We start from the raw sequence: 26,078 nt of genomic DNA, 5'->3' as shown, positions 1-26,078 counted from the left end.
TTTTTGATCTTCTTCCCATAAATTCCAATCTGCATTGTTACTTCGTGCTACTTCACAAGCACAAATACCCCTCTAATTTTTGAAGCAACATCACACTTCAACCAATAACCCATGCAGGTTAATGGTTTTTTTCTTTATGCTATTTGAGTCACGCACAGGGCAAACCATCTGAAAAGGTGGGACGCAAAGCCTCCGGCCTAAACCAAACTTGGTAGGTAGCGGGGTTACCGATGGCAAAGGTATTAAATCTTGTTATTGACCTAACAAGGATTTGACACCTGTTTGCTATACTCTCGGACCTGATTTTGGTGACACAATCAATAACACCGAGAAAAGATAAGCATGGACAATCCAGTATTAAAAAATTCAATGCAATTGTTCGCTCAACTAGGAAAAGTAAAATCTCGCTCCATGTTCGGTGGATTTGGGATCTTTGTTGACGAAACAATGTTTGCATTAGCAGTGAACAACAAATTACACATCCGAACCAACCCAAAAACAGTCGCGTCTTTTAAACAGTTGGGCTATACACCCTATGTATATAAAAAACGTGGATTCCCTGTCGTTACTAAGTACTTTGCACTTCCAGAAGATTGCTGGGACGATACAGATGTTATTCTGTCATACGCCCGTGCAGCCTTGGATTTTGCCAAAGATGAGAAAGTAAAGCAGTCTGATACTAAACCAAATCGCTTAAAGGACCTACCGAACCTCCGCCTTGCTACAGAGCGTATGCTCAAGAAAGCGGGTATCGAATCGGTTAATTCGCTACAAGAGCATGGCTCTGTGGAAGCCTTCAAAGCTATCCAGAAAACGCATTCAACGAGTGTTGGCCTAGAGTTACTTTGGGCGTTAGAAGGGGCGATCAACGGTACGCATTGGTCTGTTATTCCACAAGCAAAACGAGACGAACTCGCTAACCACATCAACTAGCGTTATTAGACTTATAAATAAAATCAGCTTAACGCTGATTTTTTTATAAGTCTTTGAAAGTAAATTCGCCCTACTCCTGTCTTATACTAAAGATGCATTGTTTACATGGAGTAAGTCATGAGTAAAAAATTATTATTGGGATTCGCCTTCGTTGCCATCATTCTATTCTTAGGGTCGCAATTCGGTCAGTACTTAACATTAGAAAACGCGAAGGCACAGCAAGCTGAGCTCGCGAGTTACATTGACGCGAATTTCGTCGCAGCTGCGCTCACCTATTTCTTCCTATACATTGCGATTACAGCATTTTCAGTGCCCGGCGCTGCGGTTGTCACACTTTTAGGCGCTGCGTTATTTGGATTTTGGAGCAGCCTTTTGCTCGTGTCCTTTGCAAGTACTATCGGGGCAACGCTAGCCTTCCTTAGCAGTCGGTTTCTATTACGAGATTGGGTTCAACGCCAGTTCGGTGCAAAGCTTACGACGATTAATGATGGCGTCGAGAAAGATGGGGCATTCTACCTTTTCTCTTTGCGGCTTATCCCTGTATTTCCATTCTTTTTAATCAACCTACTCATGGGTTTAACCCCTATTCGTGTCTCCAAGTACTACTTGGTCAGTCAGCTAGGGATGCTACCAGGCACCGCCGTATATTTAAATGCCGGTACGCAACTTGCGAATATTGATAGCTTGTCTGGAATTGTGTCCCCTACCGTCCTTGCTTCATTTGCTTTGTTAGGGCTGTTTCCACTTATCGCAAAGTGGTTCATGGCAAAATTAAACAAAACGCCCCAGGTAGAGACTAAATGAAGATTTATGTCGGCAACACCCCAACCGAAACACACATTATTCAACAGCAACTTTCTGCGGAAGGTGTTCAATGCGAAGTGAGAGGTGAAGGCGTCTTTGGATTAAGAGGTGAGATCCCATTTGATGAAAGCTCATTGCCCTTTATTTGGTTGATGGATCTAACGCAAGAGTCTCAAGCTAAGCTCCTCATAGACGCCTTGCAACAAGCCAGCAAACACGTGGGGGCAAGCTGGCTCTGTCCAACCTGCCATGAACTTAATGAGGCTCAATTCGGCTCTTGTTGGAATTGCCAGCACCTAGCACCTAGCACCTAGCACCTAGCACCTAGCACCTAGCACCTAGCACCTAGCACCTAGCAGGAGAAATTATTAACTGACTGATTGAATAAAGGCAATGGAATGCTTATTAAACTCGTCGGGTTTTTCTACGTTACAAACATGTCCACAGTCTGCAATCTCTAATAAACGACTCGATTTATGCTCTGCCACCATCTCTTTGACCGGGTGGATAAACATATAATCTTTGTCCCCCATTAAGTAGAGCGTGGGAATTGGCAGTTCTTTGTCTTTAAAATAACGATGTAAAGGATTCACTTCCGTCGTTAGGGTATACCAGCGCTTAAATTCTTTTTGGCATAATTTTTTGGCTTCACGAACAAACAGATGACGAGACTCTTTTTGTCCACGCTGTGGCATCACAATATAGGCAAACAAGCGATATAACCACATGTACGGGATAATGTGCTTGCTCCAGTTACCTATGTTGACCAACAGCTGCGAACGCGTGTTAAAACGCGTTACAGCGCCTCCTAGTACCATAGAGCGAACTCGATGTGCAGATAACTCCGCGATATTTCGAACAATGATAGTTCCTAGAGACATGCCAACAAAGTGCGCGGATTGGATTTTAAGATGATCCAGCACTTTGAGTATATCGACGGTGACGCTTTTAAAAGTGTAACCGCTCGCCATGATTCCTTTGATTAGCTGATTTGATTTACCGTGACCACGTAGGTCGACAAAAAGTAGGTTGAAATGTTCTTTGTAGGCTCGAATTTGTTTAAACCAAATTGACGAGCTTCCCCCTGCACCATGCACAAACACTACCCACTCTTTACTGGTGGGATGCGGATACGTTTTATGAAAAAGTAGATTCTCAGACATAGGCTCTTAGAGGGTGATATTAGTGTGCGTTACGTTACCACAATTCTTGTAAATGCAGGTAAAAAGTCCGCACTTTTTCATTTAAAATCATTTCCAAGTGTTAACTCATCATCGATTTCTATCATTAAAAAAGGCGACATAACGTCGCCTTTTTACATTTAAGTAATTGTAATAATTAACCTTGATTCAACGCAATATCATACATTTTGCTGTAATCCTTTGCAGACTCAAGCCAACTAAAATCACGCCCCATTGCACGTAGTTGCATCTTATGCATCTCTTCTGGTTGCTGCAAATAGAACAATAATGCTCTTTGCAACGTAATCAACAATGCATCATGGCACGGTTCATCGAAACCAAAGCCTGTGGCTTCTGACGGATTATCGTCAAAATCAATCACCGTGTCTTTTAGTCCACCCACTTTACGAATAATCGGCAACGTTCCGTAAGCCATACTATAAAGCTGGTTAAGGCCACAAGCTTCAAACTCTGATGGCATTAAGAAGAACTCCGAGCCCGCTTCGACTAAGTGGGCAAAACGGTTGCTATAAGCCTCTACAAATGCCAATTTATCCGGATGCGCTAATGCTACATCACGTAGGTGGGCGGCTATTTGAGATTCGCCTGTTCCAATAATGACTATTTGCACATCATTCTTAAGAAACTTCTCTAAAATTGGCAAAATGTAATGAAAGCCTTTTTGGTGTGTCAGACGACATACCATCCCCACCATTGGCGTATCAACTTGTGGTAGGTTCAACTCTTGTTGCAACAACGTTTTAGACGCTAACTTTCCTTTTAACATACTAGAAAGCTTCGCTTCATAACGCTCAGGCAAAAATTCGTCGTTTCGTGGATCCCACTCAGAGTAATCACAACCGTTAACGATACCGTGTAGATCTTTCGCACGATGCACAAAGTCATCAACTAACCCATGCGATCCCAACGGCGTCACCAGCTCCGCGGCATAATTCGGACTTACCGCATTGATCTTGTCAGCAAAAGCGATACCCGCTCGCAACATGCTCACCCAGCCTTCACCATACTGCAAGAATTCCATTCCAGACAGGTTTAGCTCAGGGATAATTTCAAGCTGACTATAAGAGAAAATACCCTTAAAGATCGCGTTGTGTACCGTTAGGACAGATTTTACATCACGAAAGCGCTCATCATCCCCGTAGCGAGTTTTCAGCAAAAACGGGACTAAGCTCGTGTGCCAATCATTCGCATGTACTACGGCGGGTTTAATGCCAAGCTTTGGTAAAACATCTAAGCTAGCAGCCGCAAAAAAACCAAACCGCTCGCCGTTATCGGCATACGCTCGGTTGTGCTCAGCATAAAGTTCAGGTCGGTCAAAGTATTTATCACACTCGATAACGTAAACATCCACACCATCAAGTTCGGTTTTTTTAACTTGGTAAGCCGTATGTGGCCAGTGTTCTAGCTCTGTAGAGAGGATACACTCGTAATCGTGTTTATTCGGTAAGGTTTGGTAGCCAGGTAATGTAATTGCTACCGATTTTCCGAGCTCTTGCAATGCTTTAGGCAGAGCCTTGGCAACATCTGCCAAGCCTCCACTTTTTACAAGTCCTTGAGCTTCTGAAACTGGAAACCATACATCTATGTTTCTCATTTTAGAATCCAACTTTTGTCCCTTTTTTGATGACTACTACGCCACCTGGAGAAACATGAAAACGCTTCGCGTCCAACTCTAAATCTTCACCGATCACTGTTCCAGGGGCAATTTCTACATTTTTGTCAATAATCGTACGCTTGATAGTACAACCCGCACCAATTTTAACATCGCCTAGGATAACAGATTCGCTGACAATAGAACCAGCGGCAATGTTACTCCTGAAACCGAGTACTGACCGGTAAATAGATGAACCTCGGACATAACTACCACCTGCCACTAGGCTATCGGTAATTTTAATTTTTTGATGCTCCGCATCAACAAACGTTGCTGGCGGCAGTGGCGGGTAATAGGTGTGTAACGGCCATGTACGGTTGTACAATGAAAACTGAGCGTCCTCTTGTAGCAAGTCCATATGTGCCGCCCAATAAGAGTCAATCGTACCCACATCACGCCAATACGTGGTGTCTTTTTCGCCGGTAATCTTGTTCGTGGAGAAATCGTAGACATACACGTCCCCTTCAGGGAACATTTTAGGGATAATATCTTTACCAAAGTCGTGGCTTGATGCTTCATTCTCCGCATCAATACGTAACTCATGGTATAGACTCTGAGCTTCAAAGATGTAGTTACCCATTGATACCAAGGCCATGTCTGGATGACCAGGAATCGATTTTGGATTTTCTGGCTTTTCTTCAAAGCCAATCATTTTGCCGTTTTCATCCACTTCAATCACACCAAACTCAGAAGCTTCAGCTAAAGGCATGCGCAAAGCCGAGACCGTTAACTTAGCTTCAGTGCGCTTGTGGAAGTCTAACATCTGACGAATGTCCATTTTGTAAATATGGTCAGAACCAAAAATACAAACATGCTCAGGATTTGCCAACTCGATAAAACGAACATTCTGATAAATGGCATCCGCCGTCCCTTCATACCACCGCTTACCATCACGCATTTGCGCTGGGATAGGGTCAATAAATCGGTCGGTGATGCCGGTTAGGTTCCATCCCTTTCTCATATGTTGGTACAGGGATTGAGATTTAAACTGTGTCAGTACATAAACACGCATTAAGTCTGCATTGATAAAGTTGTTAAGGGCGAAATCGATAAGACGATAACTCCCTCCAAAAGGCACTGCAGGCTTACTGCGAGACTCAGTTAAAGGACGAAGGCGAGACCCTTCGCCACCAGCAAGAATCATTCCTAATACACCAGCCATTATATTCTCCGTTTTTACAGCTTTGTCATTATTGTCAGGCTTTTCTTTGTTATTCAGCCTGACGTCATTATTAACGGATGACGATGTCGATGTTGGCATCAGACAATCAAACGTTGAATATCGTATATAAAGTGAAATACCATTTATAAATAAGTAATTCGCACCACCAATATTCCTTAGAACGGGGCACGCTTCGACCATAATCTTCGTATGGTTTTCATCTAAATTATCGTGTTGAAAAAAGATTACAACTAGTAAGATCTCAATATCGGTCATTGTACGGTATTGCATTGCAACTCGTGGCGTACATCACAACTATCCATAGCAGCGCAACATTAAAATCACACTTAACTAACACTTCAGTCACCCAGACACCAACCGATTGTGATCTAAATCGTATTAACACTTTCTACATAGATGCTTTACAAATACATAAAAGTTATAAAACGTTTTGTGATACCGCTCTTTTCAGGCAAAAAAAACAGCACCTAATAGGTGCTGTTTTCAATCCGTAAGATGAGAAGCTATTTCTTTGGCTTTTTACGCTTATCGGTAATTTCCCATTTACCATCAACAAACATACCCGTCCAACCTGAAGGCTTACCTTCTACTTCTGAACGAACATAATTCTCTTTGGTCTTACGGCTAAAACGAACCACTGTTGGACGACCATCTGGGTCTTCTACTGGTGCATCAGCCAAGTAATGAAACTTAGGTGAAATTCGCTCTTTATATTTCGCGAGTTCACTCACCAATGGAGCACGTGTTTCACGTGATTTAGGGAAGTTACTCGCTGCCATAAACAGACCAGACGCACCGTCCCGAAGCACAAAGTAGGCATCTGAGTTTTCGCACGGTAATTCAGGGAAGTGAACTGGATCTTCTTTAGGCGGCGCTATTTCGCCGTTCTTAAGGATCTTACGAGTATTCTTACATTCCTCGTTAGTACAACCCATGTACTTTCCAAAACGGCCATTTTTTAGCACCATTTCAGCGTTACATTTATCACATTCAACCGTTGGGCCGTCATAACCTTTAACTTTAAACTCGCCATGCTCAACAACGTAGCCTTCACAGTTCGGGTTATTACCACAAACGTGAAGCTTGCGCTTATCGTCGATAAGATACGCGTCCATTGCTGTTTCACAGATAGGACAACGTTTTTTGGCACGTAACGCTGCCGTTTCAACATCCTCTTCTAAGACATTGATTATGCCTTCTTCATCACCAAGGTTGATGGTCGTTTTACAACGTTCTTTCGGTGGTAAAGCGTAACCTGAACAACCTAAGAATACGCCTGTTGATGCCGTACGGATACCCATTGTACGAGAACATGTCGGGCACTCAATATTGGTCTCAACGATATGGTTCGGCTTCATGCCTCCTGTCTCTTCGTCGAGTTCGGCTTTTTCTAGGTCCGTGGTAAATTCGTTGAAAAAGTCGTTAAGAACGCCTTTCCAATTCGTTTCACCTTCCGCTATTTGATCGAGCTTTTGCTCCATACGAGCGGTGAAGTCATAGTTCATCAGGTCGTCAAAGCTATAGTTGAGACGGTCAGTAACGATCTCACCCATTTTTTCAGCGTAGAAACGACGCTGTTCTACTTTCACGTAGCCACGGTCTTGGATTGTCGAAATGATAGAGGCATACGTCGACGGTCGGCCAATACCCTTCTTCTCAAGTTCCTTAACCAGTGCCGCTTCTGTAAAACGTGCTGGCGGTTTCGTAAAGTGTTGCTTTGGATCTAAAGCGACTAAATCCAATGTGTCACCAACTTGTACCGCAGGCAAAATTGCATCTTCGTTTTTGCCCATAGGGCGTTGAACGCGAGTCCAACCATCAAACTTAAGAATGCGACCTTTTGCTTTTAGCGTAAAGTCATCCGCTTTAACACTCACCGTCGTTGAATCATATTTAGCTGGTGTCATTTGACACGCAACGAACTGATTCCAAATCAATGAGTACAGTTTATGGGCGTCCGCTTCCATACCCTGTAAGTCATCAACTTTAACGGTGACGTCAGAAGGTCGAATCGCTTCGTGCGCTTCTTGTGCACCCTCTTTGCTGCCGTAACGCAGTGGATTTTCAGGCAGATACTCACCGCCAAACTCACTATCAATATAGCTTCGCACTGTCTCTACCGCTTCCGAGCTTAAGTTCGTCGAATCGGTACGCATATAGGTAATGTAGCCGCCTTCATAAAGACGCTGGGCCAACATCATTGTCTTTTTAACACCGTAACCAAGACGAGTACTCGCAGCTTGTTGCAGTGTTGACGTGATATACGGCGCTGATGGCTTGCTCTGCGTCGGTCTGTCTTCACGCTTGCACACTTCATACGTGGCGTTGGCTAGAACTGCTGTCGCTGAGCTTGCTTCTGTTTCGTTGGTTGGTTTGAATGCCTTACCGCCCTTTTGAGCGACAAGCAATCTGAAGTCTGTCTTATTGGCGGTTTTAGTATCGGCATGAATATCCCAAAACTCTTCTGGAATAAACGCGTTAATTTCACGCTCCCTTTCTACCAATAACTTAACCGCAACCGACTGTACACGGCCTGCAGACAAGCCACGTGCGACTTTCTTCCACAGTAATGGCGATACCATAAAGCCAACAACACGGTCGAGGAAACGACGCGCCTGTTGTGCATTAACACCATCCATGTTCAGCTCTCCAGGTGCCTCAAAGGCCTGCTGGATAGCATTTTTAGTAATCTCGTTAAAGACGACTCGTTTATATCGCTCTTCATCGCCACCGATGATCTCACGAAGGTGCCATGCGATAGCCTCTCCCTCGCGGTCCAAATCGGTTGCGAGGTAGACGTAATCGGCGTCTTTCGCTAATTTCTGTAGTTCTGCAACGACCTTTTCTTTTCCAGGTAGGATCTGATAATTAGCATCCCAGTCGCTGTATGGGTCGATGCCCATCTTTTTAATCAGTGCTTTTTGGTCTTTTGCTTTTTTAATTCGTGCTTTTTCTTCAACACTTAAACCTTTGGTCGAGACTGCCGCTGCTTTTTTACCAGTACTTTGACCTGCAGTTGGTAAATCACGTACGTGACCCACACTCGACTTCACGACGAAGTCTTTACCCAGGTATTTGTTGATGGTTTTAGCCTTAGCGGGTGACTCCACTATAACCAGTGACTTTCCCATAATGACACTAACGTCCTATATCACATTGCGAGTGTTAATCGCACGATGTTCGAAATTTATGCTTCTTTTTACTATTGAGCGAGAACAAAAGAAGATCAACCTGTTTTTTGCAATTACATTCTAATCGCTCGACAAATGTCCGATCTCACTTCGTCTACCCATTGAAACGAAGGCGCCATAGTAAACGTCAAACCCTTATTGTGCCTAGCTTTGATAATCAAAATTTGTTTCTTATCACAAAACATCCGCCATTGTAGGCAACAACTTAGTACTTGCAAACCCGCTGCGCGTCCATACACTATCGGAAATTGCCTAATGATTGAGAGCATTGATATGTCAGAAAAACAACGTATTTCCGAATTTGATTTATTGCTAATTGCAAACCAAATAATTCAAGAGCATGACGACTATTTAGACGGTATGCGTGCAGACAGTGTAGATGAAAAAGATGAAGTGCTCGTTTTTAAAGGAAATTATTTTCTCGACGAACAAGGCTTACCGACTGCCAATACGACAGCAGTATTTAACATGTTCAAGTATCTTGCCCATCACCTTTCTAAAGAATTCACGCTAAAATAATCATTAGCTCAAATCATCGTTAACACTAAACGAATAAGCGCCCTTCAGGGCGCTTAATGACGTTTCAATCTACTATTGGCTTAATTCTGCCAGCTTATCAAAATAATCCGGGAACGTTTTTGAGGTACATTTAGGATCATTAATTGTCACTGGGGTGTCGCTTAACGCGACAAGTGAGAAACACATAGCCATTCGATGATCGTCATAAGTATCAATCTCAGCATGAGTTAATTTCGAAACCGGCTCGACAATGATATAGTCTTCCCCTTCTTCGACTTTTGCGCCCACTTTTTTAAGCTCTGTCGCCATAGCTGCCAGACGGTCCGTTTCTTTGACACGCCAGTTATACACATTGCGGATCACCGTTTTGCCCGTTGCAAATAATGCGGTTGTTGCAATGGTCATCGCAGCATCAGGAATATGATTGTAATCCATATCGATGCCAACTAGTTCACCTTTGCGACACGTAATATAGTCCTCGCCCCACTCTATCTCTGCGCCCATTTTTTCTAACGCGTCAGCAAAGTGGATATCACCTTGTATACTGTTTTTTCCAATCCCCGTAACCTTGATTTCTCCGCCCTTTATCGCTGCAGCGGCAAGGAAATAGGAAGCCGATGAAGCGTCACCTTCAACTAAAAATTGGCCTGGCGATTGGTACTGCTGTCCACAACGAATGATAAAGGTTTGGTAGTTGTCGTTTTCAACCACGACGCCAAACTGTTTCATGATGTGAAGCGTAATGTCTATGTAAGGTTTCGAGACCAACTCCCCCACAATTTCAATCGTCACATCAGATTTTGCAAATGGCGCTGACATTAAAAATGCCGTCAAGAACTGGCTAGAAATAGACCCATCAATGGTGACTTTTCCGCCTTCTAAGCCTGTGCCATAGATTTTCAGAGGAGGGTAATTGACGTTTTCAAGGTATTCGACCTTTGCACCGGCTTGTGCGAGCGCATCAACAAGATGACCGATTGGACGCTCTTTCATTCTTGGTTCGCCAGTCAGTAGGTATTCACCTTGACCAAGGCACAGCGCTGCTGCCAAAGGACGCATTGCTGTCCCTGCATTTCCCAAGAATAGCTCCGTCATTTGATCAACCGAAAAAGGACGACCTAAGCCTTGCACTACGCATTGTTTTTTATCTTCTGACAAGTCATAGCTCACCCCTAACGCTGTTAAGGCATTGAGCATATGCTTAATGTCATCACTATCAAGAAGGTTGGTGAGTGTCGTTGTCCCTTGTGCTAAAGCCGCTAAAAGTAGCGCGCGGTTTGAAACACTTTTAGAACCTGGAAGGTTAACCGTTCCGGAGACTTTTTTGATGGGTTGGAGTGTTAAGCTTTCCATTAATTGAATCTAATCCTTTACTGGCATCCACTGTCCTACAACGAATGCCATTGCTATTCTTCGTAAAAGCAGCCTAACCAAATTATGCCTCAAACACCAGCTTTTATCCGTGAGTTTTGCTTACCTTTTATGCAATCAGTACTAGCAAGCTAGTACTGATTCAATCGGCATATTCATCCTTAAATAGCGTATAATTAACGCAAGAACGGCTAAGCTAATTATCATGACTATTTATTTACCAGAACTCAGTAGCACTAACTTTGATTTCCCCTCTCCTTTTGAGGCCCTCGATGATCCTAACGGTTTGCTCGCTTTTGGTGGCGATCTTAACCCTGAAAGGATCTTGAACGGCTACCATCACGGGGTCTTTCCTTGGTTTGGTCCTAATGAGCCGCTACTGTGGTGGAGCCCCGCCCCTAGAGCGGTCTTTATTCCTGATCGATTCAAGCCTTCGCGTAGTTTGAGAAAATACCAAAACAAAATGCAATATCGTGTGACGATCAACATGGCGACAGAGCAAGTCATCAAATATTGCTCTAGTACCCGACCCGCTCAAGAAACCTGGCTAAATCAAGATATGTGCGATGCCTACATTGCTTTGGCCGAACAAGGACACTGCCAATCTGTCGAAGTATGGCAAGACGATACCTTAGTTGGGGGACTGTATGGGCTGTCTGTTGGAACGGTATTTTGTGGTGAGTCCATGTTTTCGCTGCAACCCAACGCTTCAAAAGTCGCGTTATGGTATTTTTGCCAGCACTTTGTCAAACACGGTGGGACACTTATCGATTGTCAGGTCATGAACCCACACTTGGAATCACTAGGCGCGATAGAATTAACCCGCGAGGTATTTATCGATAGTTTGCATCAACGTAGAGAAGCGTCCATGCTTAAGGATTGTTACACACAACAGGATATTACGGTAACTCTACCCAAGGTGAACAACGAATGAACATGGCCTCACAACAAATTCGGATTGGTTTAACCACAAACCAACCATGCAGCTACATCAAAGAACAAGAAGAGCGTGTGGCCATCGTCTTAGAAAAGTACTGCCATGATGAAGAGCACTTTGAGATGCTACTTGCTAACGGGTTTCGCCGCAGCGGCGACGTTATTTATAAACCACAATGCGACCATTGCCAGTCATGCCAAGCATTAAGAGTCGCGATTCCCGAATTTGAAGCCAGTCGCAGCCAAAAGCGCCTTCTATCCAAATCTACGCACCTTTCCTGGACCATAAAAACCGAACTCGATGAAGGGTGGTTTGAACTCTACGCTAAGTATATCAGCGCACGTCATACCAGTGGCAGTATGTATCCTCCTAAAAAAGAGCAGTTCTTTGATTTTGCTAAATGTGGCTGGATGACTATGCACTTTCTCCATATTTATGAAGGAGAGACGCTCGTTGGTATCGCAATTACAGACATTTTGGAAAATAGCGCCAGTGCGTTTTACACTTTTTTTGACCCAGACGTACCACTATCTCTGGGAACGCTCGCCGTGCTTTTTCAAGTGCAATACTGCCAACTTTACAACAAACAGTGGCTATATTTAGGCTATCAAATCGACCAATGCTCCGCCATGAACTATAAAACACGCTTCCAACGTCATCAAAGGCTAGTAAATCAGCGGTGGCAAGGGTAGAATACGCGACAACTTTACTTATAAAGATTTTAACGGCACAATGCAGACCGTTAAAAGCGCCACATTTCGAAAGAGGATTCAATGGCTAAAGAAGACGTAATTGAGCTACAAGGCACTGTTCTTGATACTCTACCAAACACAATGTTCCGTGTTGAACTAGAAAACGGTCACGTAGTTACAGCCCACATCTCTGGTAAGATGCGTAAAAACTACATCCGTATCCTTACTGGTGACAAAGTAACTGTAGAGATGACTCCATACGACCTATCTAAAGGTCGCATCGTCTTCCGTGCTCGTTAATCTCTACGTTTAACAGAACACAAAAAAAACGGAGCTTAGGCTCCGTTTTTTGTGGCTATTTGCTTGCCAATAATGACGCCAAAACCAACATTTCGGCCACGTTATACCTCACGCACATTTATCACTCACTCGCGAGCTACTGCATAAGCCTTAACACCCGCAGAGAAGTCAGCTTATGCCTCCTTACCGCTGTCACAACTACCACTGTCTTCGGTATTATTGCTCACCATAGGCCACCACTTTAAATAATCACTAATCGCTATCCGTAGGCAATAAAAAAGCGTGCGAGAAATCGCACGCTTTATCACTACAGTTTCATCCTATATCAGGAAGAATCAGTACCTTATGGCTAATGAAGCACTTCTTCCTTAGAGCCAATATACTCGAACGTTAGGTCGTCATCTTTCAAGCCAACCTTAACCGTACCACCATCAACCAGTGAACCAAAGAGCAATTCATTTGCTAACGGTTTCTTCAGCTTGTCTTGGACAACACGGCCCATTGGACGTGCGCCCATTGTCTTGTCGTAACCTTTCAGCGCAAGCCAATCACGAGCCTCAGCGGAGACTTCTAACGATACGCCACGAGAATCAAGCTGCGCTTGAAGCTCAACAATGAACTTGTCGACGACTTGGTGAATCACGGTATCATCCAAGCTATTGAACCAGATAATGCCATCAAGACGGTTTCGGAACTCCGGCGTAAAGACGCGTTTGATCGCGCCCATCGCATCTGGTTTGTGATCTTGCTGAATCAAACCAATGGATTTCTTTTCAGTCTCAGAGACACCGGCATTACTGGTCATAACCAAAATGACATTACGGAAGTCGGCTTTACGACCATTGTTATCGGTCAGCGTACCATTATCCATTACCTGTAATAGCAAGTTAAAAATATCTGGATGGGCTTTTTCAATCTCATCAAGCAAGACAACCGAATGTGGGTGCTTAATCACCGCATCCGTCAATAGCCCGCCTTGATCATAGCCCACGTAACCTGGAGGGGCTCCGATTAAGCGACTCACAGAATGGCGCTCGCCGTATTCTGACATATCAAATCTAAGTAATTCAATGCCTAGAAGTTTAGACAACTGCACCGTGACTTCTGTTTTACCGACCCCTGTCGGACCAGCAAACAAGAAAGAACCGACAGGCCGTTCATCGTTCCCCAATCCAGCACGCGTCATCTTAATGGCTTCTGACAATACATCGATGGCTTTATCTTGACCAAATACCAGCATCTTCATTTTTTCATCAAGGTTTTGCAGAATATCTTTGTCTGACGATGACACGGATTTTTCCGGAATACGCGCCATTTTAGCGACCATAGACTCAATATCAGCAACGCCAACCGTTTTCTTACGGCGGCTCGCAGGGACAAGTCGGCTACGGGCACCAGCCTCATCGATAACATCAATGGCTTTATCTGGTAAATGACGTTCATTAATGTATTTCGCCGAAAGTTCTACCGCCGCGCGAAGCGCCTTATTGGTATAACGAACTTCGTGGTGGGCTTCATACTTAGGTTTCAAACCAATAAGAATTTTAGTGGTGTCGTCTAGAGAAGGCTCAACCACATCAATTTTTTGGAAGCGACGGGACAAGGCACGCTCTTTATCAAAAATATTGCTGTACTCTTGGTACGTCGTTGACCCAATACAACGCAATTTTCCGCTGCTCAGCAACGGCTTAATCAGGTTAGCCGCGTCAACTTGACCGCCCGACGCAGCGCCAGCACCAATGATAGTATGAATTTCATCGATAAAGAGAATGGCGTCGTCTTCTTTTTCAAGCTGTTTCAAAATGGCTTTAAAACGCTTTTCAAAATCACCACGATATTTCGTGCCCGCCAATAATGAACCGATATCGAGCGAGTAAATAACACAGTTTTCAATAACATCCGGCACCAGACCTTCAACAATGCGCCATGCAAGGCCTTCTGCAATAGCGGTTTTACCTACTCCGGCCTCACCTACAAGTAATGGGTTGTTCTTACGACGACGACAAAGTACTTGAACGGTACGTTCTAGCTCTTTATCACGACCAATAAGAGGATCGATGTTGCCGTCTTTGGCAACTTGATTCAAATTAGTTGCAAAATTTTCTAGGCGATCTTCGCCATTTGCATCTTCAACAGGCTCACTTCCACCACCTAATGAACCGCTTGATGGTTCATTGTCTGAAGCGCCAGAATTTTTAGTAATGCCGTGAGAAATGAAGTTAACGATATCTAGGCGACTGATATCATTTTTCTTCAATAAATAGGCGGCGTGAGATTCTTGCTCACTAAAAATAGCGACTAATACGTTTGCCCCTGTTACTTCGCTGCGACCAGAAGACTGAACGTGAAAGACTGCGCGCTGTAATACCCTCTGGAAACTCAATGTTGGTTGAGTTTCACGAGTATCGTCGTTGTCAGGGATGAGTGGCGTTGTTTGGTCAATGAATGCGTCAAGCTCTTCACGCAAGGTATCAAGATTTGCGCTGCAAGCCGTTAAAGCCTCTTTAGCCGAGTCATTTTCCAACAAAGCTAAAAGGAGATGCTCTACGGTCATGAATTCATGTCTTTTATCACGGGCACGAGCAAATGCGCCGTTGAGACTCGATTCTAATTCTTTGTTAAGCATAAGTACCTCCTAAGGAATGACAGCTGCCATTCATTCGAAAATTAGGCTTTTTCCATGGTACACAAAAGTGGATGTTCATTTTCCCTTGAATACATGGTCACTTGAGCAACTTTCGTTTCGGCGACTTCGGATGTATACGTTCCACAGACGGCCTTACCGTCATAATGTACCTGTAACATCACCTGCGTCGCTTTATCTTCGTTGAGTGAAAAAAAGCGTTCCAAGATTTCTACAACAAAGTCCATCGGGGTGTAATCATCGTTATTAAGTACAACATGGTACATACCCGGTGGCTTAACCTTAGTTTTTTCTTTCTCCAGTAAGTCTGAGTCTGGAGTCACCCATTCAAAATTTTTACTCATGGCCAGAATGTTTGAGAGTTTTCGTTAATATTCAAAAGACTGTATAAACCCAAAATTACCCAGTATCGTTAAGGCGTTTTATGCTTACACTCGAAAAGCATCTCTATATTAGAGACTAATGCACCAATTGTATCGCTGCAAACAAAACAATGCTATTAATGTGTGTCACATATGAGCCAAGTAGCAAAAACAATTCCTCCTCTATTAAGAATACAGCATCAAAATCTAAACAAAAGCACCAGTTTGCGAGATTGTTAAAACCAAAGTGCATATGTTTAGAATATGTGGTTATTTATGCGACATTCTTATTGACTAAGTTTAATGATTGACTAAAGTGGTTAATTAGTGACTAAAATTTAACAAGTTTGTCTCGTCTCAACCTTGCTCATAGGAAAAGGCTTACAGGGTTTTATAACCGCCTAGAGCAAGATTTGTGGATGAGGAAGGATTTGGGTCACATACAAAGAAGCGTCGACGGTGAAGTGGTGAACCGTGTCTTCGAATGACTTCAGTAAAATGCATGAGGGATGTATAGCATGGCTACAGGTACAGTAAAATGGTTTAACAATGCCAAGGGATTTGGATTCATTTGTCCAGAAGGCGGCGACAACGATATATTTGCACACTATTCAACGATTCACATGGACGGGTACCGAACCCTTAAAGCAGGACAACAAGTCACCTACGAAGTAGAAGAAGGCCCAAAGGGCTATCACGCCAGTTCCGTCACTCCTGTAGACGGTGACGTGGCAAAATAGCGCACTAGACGCGCCGACATTAATTTCTCGAAGACACATACACACCACCCCCCCTTCTTATAAGGTATAGCGACTGATATTCATTCTTCTGGATGAAACTAGCTAAGACGAAGCGTAACCCATTAAAAAAGCCCTCTGAAGAGGGCTTTTTTAATGGGTTACGCTGCTAATGATATTGACTCGCCCATCACGACTTATTGAGAAACATCACACCTGTTACTTATGTCGTTCTTTTAACTTATTAATAACATCGTTCATTGATAGGCCTTGGTCTTGAAGCAGAACCATTAGATGATAAATCAAATCCGCAGATTCACAGACTAACTCCGCCTTGTCACCCGACGTTGCCGCAAGCGCGACTTCAACGCCTTCTTCGCCAACTTTTTGCGAAATACGCTTGGTACCACTAGCATAGAGGCTTGCGGTATAAGAGGAGTCAGGATCGGCATGTTTTCGTTCAGCGAGCAACTGCTCAAGTTGATGAAGCCACACCATTTGTGACTCTTCTTGCTGATCAGCATCGAAACACGTTGTGGTTCCTGTATGACAAGTAGGACCGATAGGATCAACTTTCACCAATAAGGTGTCATTGTCACAGTCTAAAGACATCGATTTGAGCTGTAATACGTTACCCGACGTTTCACCTTTAGTCCAAAGACGAGACTTGGTGCGCGAGAAAAAGGTTACCTGTTGCGTTTGTAGCGTTTTATCCAATGCCTCTGGGTTCATATAGCCCATCATCAATACCTGACTTGACTGAAAATCCTGAACAATCGCAGGTACCATTCCGTCGATCTTTTCCCAGTCAATACGCTCGTTTAGCGTGGCTGTTGTTTCGCTCATAATCGGATCTCCACACCTTGGCCAACTAAATACTGTTTTAGTTCACCAATATTAATAATTTGCTTGTGGAAAACGGAAGCGGCCAGCGCACCATCCACATTAGTTTGTTGATAGACTTCAGCAAAGTGCGCCATTGCACCCGCACCGCCCGAGGCAATCAATGGCACCTTACACACTTCACGAACCATATTGAGTTGCGTAATATCATAGCCACTGCGTACGCCGTCTTGGTTCATCATGTTCAGTACAATTTCACCGGCACCACGTTTTTGAACTTCTTGCACCCAATCGCGTGTTTCCCATTGAGTGGCTTTGGTACGAGACTCATCTCCGGTAAACTGATAGACCTGATATTTCCCCGTCTCTTTATCAAAATACGAATCAATACCCACAACAATACACTGCACACCGAACTTATCGGCGAGCTCAGTTATCAAACCAGGGTTTGCCAACGCAGGAGAGTTGATTGACACTTTGTCCGCACCAAACTCCAAAATACGCGCCGCGTCTTCCGCGGACTTAATGCCACCAGCCACACAAAATGGAATATCGATGACTTCTGCAACTCGTGCCACCCAGCTTTTATCCACAACGCGACCGTCACTTGACGCGGTAATATCATAAAAAACCAGCTCATCAGCCCCCTCTTCGGCGTAACGCGCCGCCAGAGGAACAATGTCGCCGATGACTTCATGGTTGCGGAACTGAACGCCCTTTACCACCTGACCATCTCTGACATCCAAACAAGGAATTATTCTTTTTGCTAGCACCACTTACTCCCTACGGCATAAAACGGAGTTATTGTTCCCTTTACAACCTTCAAAACTTCACCTTCATGTGATTTAACACCGTCGCTTCACACCGACTAGAGCTCGCTCTAATGCGGGTGTATCCTTCCACCACAGCTGTGTCACTCAATCCTACATCAAACCACTATATAACAACCTTTTTTACATTTCATTGAAAAGATGACTCTTAAAATCAGTATGTTTAGAGCATGCGAACAATCATAAGGGATCACTTGCACTCCTTAGGCGTACCTATTTTTCAATATATTTCGCCATGTGTTCAGGAGGGAGTCCCGGATGAGAATATGCCTTTCACAGATTTAAGCTAATTGGTCGCTATTGGTGTAGTGGAAAATTCAAAATGAAACGCTTTCGCTTATAAAAGGAGTTAGTTTTATAGTTAGCTGTCATCAGTTCAGGGGGGAAATATCAACAAACTTTGTCATAGTTCAATGATATAAAAGTACAAAGCCTCTGAAAAAAGGCTTTGTACTTGTGGGATATAATTAATTTCGTCCTTGGATTTGAGTAAGCTCTCCGCTCATCACACGATCATAAGATTTAATCGCACCGCTAAACAAAGGAACGACGCCTGTATAATCTATAAACTCATCAGACTGGAAGTCATACAAGTCAGTCATTTTTTCGTAATCAGTATGGTTTTCCATGAAGAATTGTCCAACATCGGATGAGACAATCGACGTTGCCAGCATCGAAATTTCTACAATATCAGTATTCATATTATAATTAATCGATACATTACTGTTTGACGGCTCCATCATCGGCTGACTATCACTAGCATCACTGTATATAGTTTGGCTAAACGGGCGAGCATTAGTTGTCTGGGTACGAATTTGATAACGCGCTAGCTTGTAGGCTGCATCAAAAGAAGCCTGTACAAAACAGTACCCATAAGTAGAACTAGAACACGTCGAAACTGAAAGTTCAGTTTTAAGACCATGTGGTGGTATTGTAATCGTAGTGCTTGTTCCATTTAGAGCGTAAAGACCACTATACTTCCAACTATTATTTGTAATGCCGTCTACGTCTAAAGCCCATTTTTTTACCGAAGCATCGTCTGCATAAACATAAGAACTACTATCTTGGTATATAGGTTGCCACTTAAATAGATCCCCATCATTCTGAACGACAACCCGACCACCGTTAAATGTCCGTAAACCATTCATATTAAAGTCAACTTCCGGAGTGTTTACTTCTAACATTGTAACGGCGTCTTTCCCAGTAGAGTTTCCGTTAAAATAGATTGAGTTTGACTTAACAAACGCATACCCATTCATACCAGTAAGACGGGAAGACTCACCGTTCCCTGCACTACTTTCTGTACTTTCAGAATACGCTGTTAATAATACGCTCTGGTCATTTGGGTTTCTCGAAACCATAGGAATATCACGGGCAGAGCTAGTATGGCTTAGCTTCTCACCCAAGCGAGACCCACTTGATAGATAGCCTTTCGTCGTATCAACAATTACAACATTTGACGCGGCCGTGTCATCAAGCGTTGCACTTCTAAATAAGTCGTCGCCACTACCAGTGACACATTTATTCGATGAGTGCTGATTGTTTCTAACTGCGATAGTCATATTTGTAATAAGATCTCTGTGTATTGACACAGAGTGAACAGCTAAGTCATCGACAGTTGTGCCATTTTCCTCTTCGATAGTCAGGTATCCATCAGTGGGAACATTAGACATATTGAGTCTTATTTGGCCATTCCCATCTGGCCTATAACTCGATTTATCCGTTATCTTTCCGTTTTTATCATGAATGAGAACATTAAAATTACTATCCGCAATAACGCCGTAAACATACGTTTTATCGTCAGCAGCATCCATCGCACTGAGCATATTCGTAACGACCGAAGGTTGTTCATACTCACCATATATTGCGCAAGTCGCAGGAATATTTTTCCCCAAGTTTCTCTCAAGCTTAACGAATGATACGGTATATATAGTTGGTGACGGCCCTGGATTTGAACCTCCACCGCCTCCACCGCCACACCCAACCATTGCTGTAGAAATCGCGGCAACAAGCGGCAACAAGCGGCAACATTACTCTTTTTTTCATCATTCTTTCCTAGCTGATTTTTTGTGCGGCAAAGCGCTGCCATGCCGTTCTATTACCTGATATAAAGCAAGGAATATGCCAAATGACGAGATTATTTTGCGTTTATTTTCACTTCGACTTAGTAAACCTGACTCATATTGTTAAGTTATGAAATTGACTTACGGTGAATGTTAACCAAGTGCGCAGATTCACACGCCGATTGTAATTTTCTTTCACATTATTTCTTAAAGTGATCAAGATCAATCAAGCTGTTAGCGTTGCTTGCTAGACTCAGCTCCATTGATATAGCACGAATAATTCGCCTATTACCAATGGATATCGTCTATTCTTAAGCACGCGAGTCGCGTGCAAGTATCCATTTTCATATTCAGCGAATGTATTCTTCTATCAAGCCAAACGACTAAAACACCAAACGACTAACTTTTTATATATGAGGAATCTATGTCAGACGCCGTCAATAAAGCGCATTCTGATTCAGATATTGAGACCAAAAGCTATCAAGAGCTTCATCGTCCTGCTTCTGAGTTTGCCAGCCGCTCTGAATACCTAGACCACGAACTTCAAATCATGAAGCCACGCCGCTATGGATTAAACCTTCCTGGCCGTGATTTCCGTTTTGAACTCGAAGATTTAGTACCTGCCTTGGCAGGTACTATTGGTATTATCGCAATGTATTCTGCGGTAATGATGTCTTGGGCTGATGGTTTAACCGCAGCATGGGACCACGTGAACCTTGGTAAAGAATTTGCCATCGAAGTCGCTCGTGTAGAGATGCTTATCCCTGCCTTGCTATTCTGTATTCTCGCTTCTGGCTTTTTTAACCCAAGAGCCAACTTAGCCGGTAACCACGGCCCAATGATTCCTCTGATTGGTTCAATTGCACTTGCGGGCGCTCACCCACTTGCGCTAGCAATCCTTCTTGGTGTGTTTGGTTTGCTCTTAAGCTATTTTAAGGGCGGGTCAAAACTGGTTAACCTCACCTCTCAAGGTACTGCCGGTGGCTTGCTCATTTTCTTAGGTTTTACCGGAACCATGAGCCAAATTGGTTCAATTCAAGAATGGGCAGTCGGTCTTCAATCTGCAACGGTTGATGCGGGCAGCATGGGTTATGTTGGTCTGATTGTGCTTGGTATCAATATCGCCGTTTACGCTTACCTTGCTAAGATCAACATGCGTTGGTTAGCGATCCCAGTGTGTGCCGTTACCGGACTTCTAATTGCGCTTGGTCTAGGTGCTGGTTTCGACCTGACGTTTGAAACTGAAATGGGTCTTCCGAATCTAAACCCTGTTTACTGGTGGGGCAGCGAAACTGAAGGTTGGATGCTTGGTCTTCCAAATCTGCAGCACTTCATTGCATCTCTTCCATTTGCAATCCTAGCCGTTGCTATGTGGTCGCCTGACTTCCTAGGTCACCGTATCTTCCAAGAGCTTAACTACCCACGTAAGACTGAAAAAGTACTGATGGACGTTGATGACACAATGACTATGTGTTCGGTTCGTCAAATGGTCGGTACAGCGGTTGGTGGTGGTAACATCACATCATCGTGGGGTACTTATATGATCCCAGCAGCTATCGCTAAGCGTCCTATCCCAGCGGGTGCGATTCTACTTGGTTCTTTATGTATCATCGTAGCAATCCTTGGCTTCCCAATGGACGTTGCGGTATGGCCTCCTGTTATGCGGGTTGCGTTGTTGGTAGGTGTATTCCTTCCGCTACTTGAAGCCGGCATGCAGATGGTAAGAGAAACTAAAGACTCGCAAGCGGCCGGTATCTGTATCTTTGCCGCTGTGGTTGCTAACCCTGTTCTAGCTTGGGCACTCACCATGTTCCTAGATAATAATGGACTCATTGGTGACAAAGAGCGTGCATCTCGTCTATCTTTTGTAGACAAAATCGTGATCCCTGTTGGCGTATTCGTCGTATGTTTGGTAGCAATGCTTGCTGTCGGTATGCTAGAAGGTCAGTACGGAATCCCTGCATTCTTGTAAAAATATAGTGATTTATTTGGGTAGTGAGCGTCACTACCCAAATTTTTATCAAACTTTTTTAAGTTTTATTGATTTAGTTTAAGTTTTACAATAAATTTTTAGTGTAGTCTTGATTTCAACGTGATGAATAACAATATCTATGATTAATCCGGTACTATGATTGACCATAAATATTTTTATTAATGTGTGTACTGGCTCTCCATTCGGAGAGCACTCGATATCCGAGAACAGTACGTGTTTTTTCTACTAACAAGGTAGGTATGTCATGGCAGAGCAATTTGCTAAAGCTTGGGAAGGTTTTGCGGCAGGTGAGTGGCAAAACGAAGTAAACGTTCGTGATTTCATCCAGAAGAACTATGCACCTTATGAAGGTGACGAAGAATTCCTAGTTTCTGAAGGTACTGAAGCAACTAACAAGCTTTGGGCTAAAGTAATGGAAGGTATCAAGCAGGAGAACGCAACTAAAGCGCCTGTAGATTTCGATACTTCTGTTATTTCTACCATCACTGCACACGATGCAGGCTACATTGAGCAAGATCTAGAAACTATCGTTGGTCTTCAAACTGAAGCGCCACTTAAGCGTGCAATCATCCCTAACGGTGGCGTACGCATGGTTGAAGGTTCTTGTAAAGCATACGGTCGTACTCTTGACCCTATGGTTTCAAAAATCTACTCTGAATACCGCAAAACACACAATGCTGGCGTTTTCGATATCTACACGCCTGATATCCTAAAATGTCGTAAGTCTGGTGTTCTGACTGGTCTTCCTGATGCATACGGTCGTGGTCGTATCATTGGTGACTACCGTCGTGTGGCACTTTACGGTATCAACTTCCTAATGAAAGACAAGCAAGCTCAATTTGCTTCTCTTCAAGAGCGTTTCGAAAACGGCGAAGACCTTGCGGCAACCATGCAACTTCGTGAAGAAATCTCTGAGCAACATCGCGCACTTGGCCAAATTAAAGTTATGGCTGAGAAATACGGTTTTGACATCTCTGAGCCAGCTCAAACTGCTCAAGAAGCTATCCAGTGGACTTACTTCGGCTACCTAGCTGCAGTTAAATCACAAAATGGCGCGGCAATGTCTCTAGGTCGTACTTCATCTTTCCTAGATATCTTCATCGAGCGTGATATTGCTGCTGGCAAAATCACTGAAGTTGAAGCTCAAGAAATGATTGACCACTTCGTAATGAAGCTACGTATGGTTCGTTTCCTACGTACGCCTGAATACGATGAGTTGTTCTCTGGTGACCCAATCTGGGCAACAGAATCAATGGGTGGTATGGGTATCGACGGTCGTACACTAGTAACACGTACTAACTTCCGTTTCCTAAACAGCCTATACACTATGGGTCCTTCTCCAGAGCCAAACATCACGGTTCTTTGGTCTGAGCAACTGCCTGTAGGCTTCAAGAAGTTCTGTGCGAAAGTATCTATCGATACGTCTTCTATCCAGTACGAAAATGATGACCTAATGCGTCCTGACCTAGGTTCTGACGATTACGCGATCGCTTGTTGTGTATCGCCAATGATCGTTGGTAAGCAAATGCAGTTCTTTGGTGCTCGTGCTAACCTTGCTAAAACCATGCTTTATGCAATCAACGGTGGTGTTGATGAGAAGCTGAAAATGCAAGTTGGTCCAGTTGGCGACAAGATCACTGACGAAGTCCTTAACTACGATGACGTAATGGGTCGTCTAGACACATTCATGGATTGGCTAGCTAAGCAATACGTGACTGCGCTAAACAGCATCCACTACATGCACGATAAGTACAGCTACGAAGCGTCTCTAATGGCACTACATGACCGTGACGTTCGTCGTACTATGGCATGTGGTATCGCAGGTCTTTCTGTTGCTGCTGACTCTCTGTCTGCAATTAAATACGCAACAGTGAAACCAGTTCGTGACGAAGATGGTATTGCAATCGACTTCGAAATCGAAGGCGATTACCCTAAATTTGGTAACAACGATGCACGCGTTGATGACATCGCATGTGAGCTTGTTTCTACGTTTATGGGCAAAATTCGTTCACTTAAGATGTACCGTGACGCAATCCCGACTCAATCTATCCTAACTATCACTTCAAACGTGGTATACGGTAAGAAGACAGGTAACACTCCAGATGGTCGTCGTGCTGGCGCTCCTTTCGCTCCTGGTGCTAACCCAATGCACGGTCGCGACGAAAAAGGTGCGGTAGCGTCATTGACTTCTGTTGGTAAACTGCCGTTCGCTGACGCACAAGATGGTATCTCTTACACTTTCTCTATCGTTCCTAACGCGCTAGGTAAAGAAGAAGACAGCCAACGTGCTAACCTTGCAGGCCTAATGGATGGTTACTTCCACCACGAAGCTGGCATTGAAGGTGGTCAACACCTTAACGTGAACGTTCTTAACCGCGGTACTCTTGAAGACGCAGTTAAGCACCCTGAGAATTACCCTCAGCTAACCATCCGTGTATCTGGTTACGCCGTTCGCTTTAACTCTCTGACACCAGAGCAGCAAGCAGACGTAATCGCACGTACGTTTACTGAATCTCTATAACTACGTCTCTGTCTGTGCAGCTAAGCCTGTATAGATAAGTGTTATAGTGATTGAGATAAAAACCTCGCTTCGGCGAGGTTTTTTTATGCCCGTCGTCTCATCATGATCGATATGACCTGTCAATCTCATTGAGTAAGGATTGTTTACAATTTCCTCTATGTCATTGATAACGTTTTCACTACATGATCACTGACCGCCTCTTCACAAACGTGTCACTATCGTCTTAACTTATTACATCTCTACACGTCGTATTTGAAGAGAGTGACCGATGATGAACTACCTCAAAGCCATACCTTTTGCCTTGTTAACGACGAGCATTCCGTTATTAGTCAGCACTCATGCGCTATCTTCCGAACGCTCAACCGTTTCATTTTCTATCGACAACGACGGTGTCTTTGGCACCGATGAAGATTATACCAATGGTATTTTCCTCTCTTATACCTCTGGTTCCATTACGCCCTATTCAATTTTTCGCCCTCTTAGTATTAGCTATTGGGGGGCGTCATCACTGGACAAATTTGAAGTTCAACTCGGTCACAAAATGTGGACACCATCAGATATTAACGCCACAGAGCCCGTTGCAAATGATCGGCCTTATGCGGGCTATTTCCATACCGAATTTAACTACATCAGCCTTCACCCTCAGCAAGCACAACGCGTTAATCTCACAGTTGGTGCAACGGGTGAGAGTTCCTTTGCCGATCAAGCTCAACAACTCGTACATTCTATTGTGGGTTCCACTGAACCGCAGGGATGGGAGTATCAAATCGAGGACAGATTTGCTGGCAGTCTTGGTTACCTCACTCACCTAAACTGGAAGCGAGCCCCCGCCGTTGGTTTGACATCTTGGGAGATATCCAATGTAACCGAAGCCAATATTGGCAATTTTAGAAGTGATATTTCCACCGGTGCGATGTTTCGTTGGGGAACCGACCTAGGCGGAAATTTTGGCTCAGCGAATATTCATTCAGAAAACCCGTTTAAAGCTGGCATGATTGGCGCTTCTAAGCGCGGCTGGTTTAGTTACTTTGGCATAAAAGCTCGATACCGTTTCAACGATATGACGATTCAAGGGAATCGCCCTGGCATTCCAGAGCCTAGTGAGGCATACGACATCACTCTACAACCATGGCAAGCAGAAGCGACGTTGGGTATCGCATGGTATAACCAATACGTTGGTGTAAGTACCTTTATCGCCTCTAAGTCAGCCGAATACAACGAAGCAAAAAAGTCGATTTACGGCAATGGTGGGGTATCTCTGTTTGCTTTTTTCTAGCCCAAAAAAATGAGCTCGAACACATT

The 26,078-nt window shown here is 43.8% G+C and carries 21 protein-coding genes and 1 riboswitch; of the genes, 11 read left to right on the top strand and 10 right to left on the bottom strand.

Annotated elements, in window-relative coordinates:
* The first annotated feature begins 148 nt into the window (after positions 1-148).
* A riboswitch (cyclic di-GMP riboswitch) is annotated at positions 149-232 on the top strand.
* Between the two features lie 110 nt (positions 233-342).
* The 3 genes from MD535_RS10915 to MD535_RS10905 all read left to right on the top strand — a co-directional run bounded on the left by MD535_RS10915 (position 343) and on the right by MD535_RS10905 (position 2,051).
* The gene (locus tag MD535_RS10915) at positions 343-933 is read left to right on the top strand and encodes a TfoX/Sxy family DNA transformation protein (RefSeq protein WP_265675064.1); all 591 of its coding nucleotides are present in this window, start codon (positions 343-345) and stop codon (positions 931-933) included.
* Positions 934-1,050: 117 nt separating this feature from the next.
* On the top strand, positions 1,051-1,737 hold the full coding sequence (locus tag MD535_RS10910) for a TVP38/TMEM64 family protein (RefSeq protein ID WP_265675063.1): 687 nt from the start codon (positions 1,051-1,053) through the stop codon (positions 1,735-1,737).
* Positions 1,734-2,051, top strand: a complete 318-nt coding sequence (locus MD535_RS10905; protein WP_265675062.1) for a DUF2007 domain-containing protein — start codon at positions 1,734-1,736, stop codon at positions 2,049-2,051. Before MD535_RS10910 ends, MD535_RS10905 begins: the two co-directional genes overlap by 4 nt.
* A gap of 54 nt (positions 2,052-2,105) precedes the next feature.
* On the opposite strand, the gene MD535_RS10900 is transcribed toward MD535_RS10905, so the two are convergent.
* From MD535_RS10900 to topA, 4 genes are all read right to left on the bottom strand, one after another.
* Positions 2,106-2,900: an alpha/beta fold hydrolase gene (locus tag MD535_RS10900; protein WP_265675061.1), complete on the bottom strand. Its 795-nt coding sequence runs from the start codon at positions 2,898-2,900 to the stop codon at positions 2,106-2,108.
* Between the two features lie 175 nt (positions 2,901-3,075).
* The gene (glgA, locus tag MD535_RS10895; protein ID WP_265675060.1) at positions 3,076-4,533 is read right to left on the bottom strand and encodes a glycogen synthase GlgA; all 1,458 of its coding nucleotides are present in this window, start codon (positions 4,531-4,533) and stop codon (positions 3,076-3,078) included.
* Position 4,534: 1 nt separating this feature from the next.
* Entirely contained in the window at positions 4,535-6,043 is a 1,509-nt protein-coding gene (gene glgC, locus MD535_RS10890) for a glucose-1-phosphate adenylyltransferase (RefSeq protein WP_313897275.1), read from the bottom strand.
* A gap of 233 nt (positions 6,044-6,276) precedes the next feature.
* Positions 6,277-8,904: a type I DNA topoisomerase gene (gene topA, locus MD535_RS10885; RefSeq protein WP_265675059.1), complete on the bottom strand. Its 2,628-nt coding sequence runs from the start codon at positions 8,902-8,904 to the stop codon at positions 6,277-6,279.
* 333 nt (positions 8,905-9,237) lie between these two features.
* Here topA and MD535_RS10880 point away from each other — a divergent pair, with 333 nt between their 5' ends.
* Positions 9,238-9,483: a YciN family protein gene (locus MD535_RS10880; RefSeq protein ID WP_265675113.1), complete on the top strand. Its 246-nt coding sequence runs from the start codon at positions 9,238-9,240 to the stop codon at positions 9,481-9,483.
* 72 nt (positions 9,484-9,555) lie between these two features.
* On the opposite strand, the gene aroA is transcribed toward MD535_RS10880, so the two are convergent.
* Complete coding sequence (gene aroA, locus MD535_RS10875; RefSeq protein WP_265675058.1) at positions 9,556-10,836, bottom strand: 3-phosphoshikimate 1-carboxyvinyltransferase; 1,281 nt, start codon at positions 10,834-10,836, stop codon at positions 9,556-9,558.
* A gap of 223 nt (positions 10,837-11,059) precedes the next feature.
* Between aroA and aat the strand changes: the two genes are divergently transcribed.
* The 3 genes from aat to infA all read left to right on the top strand — a co-directional run bounded on the left by aat (position 11,060) and on the right by infA (position 12,783).
* Positions 11,060-11,788 carry a leucyl/phenylalanyl-tRNA--protein transferase gene (aat, locus tag MD535_RS10870; protein ID WP_265675057.1) on the top strand — a complete coding sequence of 243 codons (729 nt, stop codon included), beginning with the start codon at positions 11,060-11,062 and terminating at the stop codon, positions 11,786-11,788.
* Positions 11,785-12,483 (top strand): arginyltransferase, encoded by a 699-nt coding sequence (locus tag MD535_RS10865; RefSeq protein WP_265675056.1) that lies wholly within the window; start codon positions 11,785-11,787, stop codon positions 12,481-12,483. Before aat ends, MD535_RS10865 begins: the two co-directional genes overlap by 4 nt.
* Before the next feature lie 81 nt (positions 12,484-12,564).
* Complete coding sequence (gene infA / locus MD535_RS10860) at positions 12,565-12,783, top strand: translation initiation factor IF-1 (protein ID WP_005600159.1); 219 nt, start codon at positions 12,565-12,567, stop codon at positions 12,781-12,783.
* Between the two features lie 349 nt (positions 12,784-13,132).
* Here infA and clpA read toward each other — a convergent pair whose 3' ends face one another.
* Positions 13,133-15,409 (bottom strand): ATP-dependent Clp protease ATP-binding subunit ClpA, encoded by a 2,277-nt coding sequence (gene clpA, locus MD535_RS10855; RefSeq protein WP_265675055.1) that lies wholly within the window; start codon positions 15,407-15,409, stop codon positions 13,133-13,135.
* Positions 15,410-15,450: 41 nt separating this feature from the next.
* A complete protein-coding gene (clpS, locus tag MD535_RS10850; protein ID WP_265675054.1) occupies positions 15,451-15,771 on the bottom strand; it encodes an ATP-dependent Clp protease adapter ClpS in 321 nt (106 codons plus the stop codon).
* A 536-nt stretch (positions 15,772-16,307) separates the two neighbouring features.
* Here clpS and cspD point away from each other — a divergent pair.
* Positions 16,308-16,529 carry a cold shock domain-containing protein CspD gene (gene cspD, locus MD535_RS10845; RefSeq protein WP_265675053.1) on the top strand — a complete coding sequence of 74 codons (222 nt, stop codon included), beginning with the start codon at positions 16,308-16,310 and terminating at the stop codon, positions 16,527-16,529.
* A gap of 216 nt (positions 16,530-16,745) precedes the next feature.
* Here the strand turns inward: cspD and hisIE are convergent, their stop codons facing one another.
* From hisIE to MD535_RS10830, 3 genes are all read right to left on the bottom strand, one after another.
* Positions 16,746-17,372: a bifunctional phosphoribosyl-AMP cyclohydrolase/phosphoribosyl-ATP diphosphatase HisIE gene (gene hisIE / locus MD535_RS10840; protein ID WP_265675052.1), complete on the bottom strand. Its 627-nt coding sequence runs from the start codon at positions 17,370-17,372 to the stop codon at positions 16,746-16,748.
* Positions 17,369-18,142 (bottom strand): imidazole glycerol phosphate synthase subunit HisF, encoded by a 774-nt coding sequence (gene hisF / locus MD535_RS10835; RefSeq protein WP_265675051.1) that lies wholly within the window; start codon positions 18,140-18,142, stop codon positions 17,369-17,371. Before hisF ends, hisIE begins: the two co-directional genes overlap by 4 nt.
* 524 nt (positions 18,143-18,666) lie before the next feature.
* On the bottom strand, positions 18,667-20,220 hold the full coding sequence (locus tag MD535_RS10830) for a hypothetical protein (RefSeq protein ID WP_265675050.1): 1,554 nt from the start codon (positions 20,218-20,220) through the stop codon (positions 18,667-18,669).
* A gap of 466 nt (positions 20,221-20,686) precedes the next feature.
* Between MD535_RS10830 and MD535_RS10825 the strand changes: the two genes are divergently transcribed.
* From MD535_RS10825 to MD535_RS10815, 3 genes are all read left to right on the top strand, one after another.
* Positions 20,687-22,234 carry a DUF3360 family protein gene (locus tag MD535_RS10825; protein ID WP_265675049.1) on the top strand — a complete coding sequence of 516 codons (1,548 nt, stop codon included), beginning with the start codon at positions 20,687-20,689 and terminating at the stop codon, positions 22,232-22,234.
* 265 nt (positions 22,235-22,499) lie between these two features.
* On the top strand, positions 22,500-24,776 hold the full coding sequence (gene pflB / locus MD535_RS10820) for a formate C-acetyltransferase (protein ID WP_265675048.1): 2,277 nt from the start codon (positions 22,500-22,502) through the stop codon (positions 24,774-24,776).
* A 271-nt stretch (positions 24,777-25,047) separates the two neighbouring features.
* Positions 25,048-26,052 carry a lipid A deacylase LpxR family protein gene (locus tag MD535_RS10815; RefSeq protein ID WP_265675111.1) on the top strand — a complete coding sequence of 335 codons (1,005 nt, stop codon included), beginning with the start codon at positions 25,048-25,050 and terminating at the stop codon, positions 26,050-26,052.
* Positions 26,053-26,078 lie beyond the last annotated feature (26 nt).

It is taken from the genome of Vibrio qingdaonensis, from assembly GCF_026191675.1.
GTDB classification, from domain to species: Bacteria; Pseudomonadota; Gammaproteobacteria; order Enterobacterales; family Vibrionaceae; genus Vibrio; species Vibrio qingdaonensis.
This window is presented reverse-complemented; position numbering and strand designations above follow the sequence as displayed.